The 3,807-nt window shown below is 65.8% G+C and carries 3 protein-coding genes; all 3 read left to right on the top strand.

Features of this window, described 5'->3' with window-relative positions; all coding sequences use genetic code 11:
• The first annotated feature begins 1 nt into the window (after position 1).
• Entirely contained in the window at positions 2-1,543 is a 1,542-nt protein-coding gene (locus DBR22_RS08995) for a cytochrome ubiquinol oxidase subunit I (RefSeq protein ID WP_108598733.1), read from the top strand.
• A 33-nt stretch (positions 1,544-1,576) separates the two neighbouring features.
• Positions 1,577-2,626, top strand: coding sequence for a cytochrome d ubiquinol oxidase subunit II (gene cydB / locus DBR22_RS09000; protein ID WP_108598734.1), 1,050 nt, complete (start codon positions 1,577-1,579; stop codon positions 2,624-2,626).
• An 8-nt stretch (positions 2,627-2,634) separates the two neighbouring features.
• Positions 2,635-3,807: ABC transporter transmembrane domain-containing protein (locus DBR22_RS09005; RefSeq protein WP_258229109.1), on the top strand; the 1,173-nt coding region annotated here is incomplete at its 3' end.

The raw sequence follows: 3,807 nt of genomic DNA on the forward strand, positions 1-3,807 counted from the left end.
CATGATGGTGCCCCTCACCATCGGCCTTGGCCTGGTGGTGGCTGTTATGCAGACCATGTGGCACCGTACCGGCAAGCAGGAGTACCTGCGCATGACGAAGTTCTGGGGGAAGCTGTTCCTCATCAACTTCATCATGGGTGTGGCAACAGGCATCGTTCAGGAGTTCCAGTTCGGCATGGCCTGGAGCGAATACAGCCGCTTTGTGGGCGATGTGTTCGGCGCTCCGCTGGCACTGGAGGCGCTTCTGGCCTTCTTCGTTGAGTCCACCTTCCTGGGCTTGTGGATCTTTGGCTGGAAGCAGCTCAAGCCCGGCATCCACCTGGCCTGCCTCTGGATCGCTGTGGTGGGTTCGGTCTTCTCCGCCTACTTCATCATCGTTGCCAACAGCTGGATGCAGCACCCCGTGGGTGTCGAAATGATCGACGGACGTCCCGTCATGACTGATGCCTGGGCCGTCTTCACGAACAACACCGCCCTGGTAGCCGTCCCCCATACACTGATGGGCGCGTTGGCGGTGGCCGGCGGCTTCCTCCTGGGCATCGCCTGGTACCACCTCTGGCGTCGGAGGCGCGACGGCATCGACACCGTGGACGCTGATGGCAAAGTTGTCCCGGGTGAGTCCGCCATCCCGGGCCGCGACCGTAACGATTACACCGTATGGATCAAGTCCCTGCGGATCGGGGCTGTTGTAGCCATGATTTCCTTCGCCGGCACTGCGCTCACCGGTGATCTCCAAGGGAAGCTGATGTTTGAGCAGCAGCCCATGAAAATGGCCGCAGCCGAGGCCGCCTGCCACGACGGTACCGGTTTCTCCGTACTGAGCGTCGGAAACCTCGGTTCCAAGAACTGCGACGAGATCGTGGCCCTGATCGAGGTTCCGGGCATCCTTTCGTTCCTCGCCAAGGGCGACTTCACCACCGAGGTCCCCGGTGTGAATGGCCTTCTGGACCAGTACAAGGCTGACTACGGAACGCACCTTCCGGACAACCCGATCTACGGTGACCGCGCCGGCCAGGAGATTGAGTACGTCCCCGTCATGGAGGTCACCTACTGGGGCTTCCGCATGATGATCGGCTTCGGCGGGCTCGCAGCCCTGGCCGCGCTCGTTGCCCTGTGGATCACCCGCAAGGGCACCGTGCCCGCGTCGCCCTGGCTGATGCGTCTGGCAGTGTTCGGCATCCTGGCTCCGTTCGGTGCCAACGCAGCGGGCTGGATCTTCACGGAAATGGGGCGGCAGCCGTTCGTCGTGGCCCCGAACCCGGACCTCAACGGCATCGACCAGGTCTTCATGTTCACCGCGGCAGCTGTCTCACCCGGGGTTTCAGCCGGCGAACTGCTCACCTCCCTCATCGTGCTGACGGCGGTGTATGCGGTGCTGCTGGTGGTGGAAGTGAAGCTGCTGGTGACCTACATCCGGGGCGGCGTGGTGTCCGGCATGCCGGAACTGGTGCACGTTCCCGCCGACGAAAACGAGGACGAAACCCCGGGCGGCACGGGCGGCGGCCAGAAGCCCGCCGACGACGTCCTGGCTTTCGCCTACTGATTCGCTGAAAAAGAAGAGCTGAGGATACACAGAATGGAATTGCTGCCCACGATCTGGTTCATCGCCATTGCGGTGTTGTGGACCGGTTATCTCTTCCTTGAAGGCTTCGACCTGGGGGTGGGGATGCTCATGAAGCTCTTCGCCCGCAACAACACGGAGCGGCGCGTGCTGCTGAACACCGTCGGCCCTGTCTGGGACGGCAACGAGGTATGGCTGCTGACCGCCGGCGGAGCAACCTTTGCTGCCTTCCCGCTCTGGTACGCATCGCTGTTTTCGGCCCTCTACTTCCCGCTGCTGGTGGTGCTGGTGGCACTGATCTTCCGCGCTGTGGCCTTCGAGTACCGCGGCAAGATGGACACCGAAAGCTGGCGGACCCGCTGGGACTGGGCCATCGCGCTGGGCTCCTTCTTTGCGGCCTTTGGCGTCGGGGCCGCCCTGGCCCTGACTACCACCGGGCTCCCGCTGAACGCCAACGGAGACCGGGTGGGGGACTGGTTGTCCTGGTTCAGCGGATACGCCGTGCTGGGCGGACTGGCGGTGGTGGGCTTCTCCCTGCTCCATGCGCTGGCTTTCCTGGCGCTGAAGACCGACGGCGACGTCCGCCTTCGTGCGCGCCGCTGGTTTGTGCGGCTGCTTCCGGTGCTGCTGCTCCCCATTGCTGCTTGGGCCGTCAGCGTCCAGTTCCGGAACGGCGAGCCGTGGACGTGGGCGGCAGTCATCCTGGCCGTGGTGGCCGCGGTTGTTGCCTGGCTGCTGGCCCGTAAGGGCGCCGAGGGGCGGGCATTCATGGCCATGGGTGGCTTTCTCCTGCTGGGTTCCGCATCGATCTTCGGTGCCGTGTTCCCGGTAGTGCTGCCGTCCACCCTGGACCCTGCCTTCGACCTGACTGTCACGAGTGCTTCCTCGTCGGACTACACCCTGGGGCTCATGAGCATCGTGGCGGCTGTTGGGCTGCCGCTCGTGATCGTCTACCAGGCATGGACCTATTGGGTGTTCCGGCGGCGGGTGAGCGCGGACCACATTCCGGCCGCGCACAGCTTCCTGCCCGCCATCGCAACCAAAGCCTTCATCAGGAACGGCTGAGCCGGCCCGTGCGTCCAGACTTCCCTGCCGGACCCGCCACCCGTTCCGCCGTCTACTGGCTCGGTCTGCTCGCAGCCCTCAAGGCACTGTCCCTGATCCTCATGGGCCAGGCCGTGGCGGCGATGCTCGCCGGCCTCGTTACCGGGGACCAGTCCTGGCCGGACCAGCTCCCCTGGGGACTGGCAGGGGTGGTCCTGAGGTCGGCCACCGTCTGGGCCCAAGGCATAGCCGCGCGCCGTGCGGCCCTTGGCATCAAAGAGGAGCTCCGGTCCGAACTGCTGGAGCGCGCCCTCCGGAACGGCGCGCGCAGCGCCGGACCGGCCGACGGCGGACTGGCAGTTCTGGCGACGCGTGGCCTGGATGCCCTGGACAGCTACTACACCCAGTTCCTTCCGGCGCTGGTGAACTGCGCCGCGATCCCGCTCCTGCTTGGGGCACGTATCCTGTTCGCTGACTGGATCAGCGCCGTCGTGGTGGTCCTGACGGTTCCGCTGGTCCCGCTGTTCATGGTGCTGATCGGACGGTACACGGAGGACCACGTCCGGGAAGCGCAGGCCACGCTGACCAGGCTGTCTGCCCACATGCTGGAACTGGCAAAAGGCCTGCCTGTCCTTGTAGGGCTTGGCCGGGCCACGGCCCAGCGTCAGGCCCTGGAGGAAATTTCGGAGGAGTACCGCACAAAGACCATGGGAACGCTGCGGACCGCGTTCCTGTCGGCCCTGGCCCTGGAACTCATCGCCACGATCTCCGTCGCAGTGGTGGCCGTCTTCATCGGCGTCCGCCTGGTGCACGGCGATATGCCGCTGGAGGCCGGCCTCCTGGCGCTGATCCTCGCCCCGGACTGCTACCTGCCGCTCCGGGAACTGGGTACCGCCCATCACGCCAGTGATGATGGCCGGGTGGCCCTCGCTGAGACCAGAGCGGTCACCGGCGCGCCGGAGCCGCGCCCCATGGCAGGCAGCCCTGCCGCCGGGGGAGTTACCGTCACGGACCTCACCGTGACCTATGCAGGAAGGTCCGCTGCCGCCGTCGGGCCCCTGACCTTCTCGGCGCCCCGGGGGTTGATCACCGCCCTGGACGGCCCCAGCGGGGCAGGCAAAAGCACGGTCCTTGGTGTGCTGGCCGGGACCGTCGGTGACGGCGCCGGAACCACCGTGTCCGGGCGCATGTCGGGTTTGGAC

Source organism: Arthrobacter sp. HMWF013, assembly GCF_003061105.1.
Lineage (GTDB): Bacteria > Actinomycetota > Actinomycetes > Actinomycetales > Micrococcaceae > Arthrobacter.